The organism is Kocuria sabuli, assembly GCF_040981185.1.
GTDB lineage: Bacteria > Actinomycetota > Actinomycetes > Actinomycetales > Micrococcaceae > Kocuria > Kocuria sabuli.
The window spans coordinates 1-1,032 of record NZ_JAVHZE010000052.1; the positions used below are offsets into that span (position 1 = coordinate 1).

At 71.1% G+C, this 1,032-nt stretch carries 1 protein-coding gene; it reads left to right on the forward strand.

Going from position 1 to position 1,032, the window contains the following annotated elements:
- Window positions 1-18: 18 nt before the first annotated feature.
- On the forward strand, window positions 19-1,032 hold a 1,014-nt coding region (locus tag RE027_RS17790; RefSeq protein ID WP_438612448.1), incomplete at its 3' end, for an aldehyde dehydrogenase family protein.

The window sequence follows — 1,032 nt, forward strand, 5'->3', positions numbered from 1 at the left end:
CCTTCCGTCCAGGACCGCATCGCCGCGGTGCTGGCCGCCACCCCCACCGGGTTGCTGATCGACGGTGCGTGGCGGGAGGCCTCCGACGGGGGGACCTTCGAGGTGGAGAACCCGGCCACCGGTGAGGTCATCGCGAGGATGGCCTCGGCCACCCGCGCCGACGCGGCCGCGGCCATGGACGCCGCCGCCGACGCCCAGGAGTCCTGGGCCCGCACCCCGGCCAGGGTCCGTTCGGAGATCCTGCGCACCGCTTTCGAGCTGGTGCAGGCCCGGGCGGAGGATCTGGCGCTGCTGATGACCCTGGAGATGGGCAAGCCCTACGCGGAGGCGCTGGGGGAGGTGAAGTACGGGGGGGAGTTCCTGCGCTGGTTCGCCGAGGAGGCGGTGCGCGACTACGGCCGCTACGTGGAGGCCCCCGAGGGGAATCTGCGGATGCTGGTCACGCACAAGCCGGTGGGCCCGTGCCTGTTGATCACCCCGTGGAACTTCCCGCTGGCGATGGCCACCCGCAAGGTCGCCCCGGCCGTGGCCGCCGGGTGCACCATGGTGCTCAAGCCCGCCCGGCTGACCCCGCTCACCTCCCAGTACTTCGCCCAGATCATGGTCGAGGCCGGGCTGCCGGCCGGGGTGCTCAACGTTCTCTCCTCCAAGTCCGCCGGGGACGTGTCGGAGCCGATCATGGCCGATCCGCGGCTGCGGAAGGTCTCCTTCACCGGTTCCACCCCGGTGGGCAAGCAGCTGATGAAGGCCGCCACCGACAACGTGCTGCGCACCTCCATGGAACTCGGCGGCAACGGGCCGCTGATCGTGTTCGAGGACGCCGACATCGACAAGGCCGTCACCGGGGCGATGGCGGCGAAGATGCGCAACATGGGCGAGGCCTGCACCGCGGCCAACCGGCTGCTCGTGCACCAGGACGTGGCCGAGGAGTTCGTGGGCAAGCTGGCCGAGAAGATGGCCGCACTGACCGTGGGCAACGGCGTGGAGGACGGGGTGAACGTCGGGCCGATGGTCGAGGCCAAGGCGAGGGAC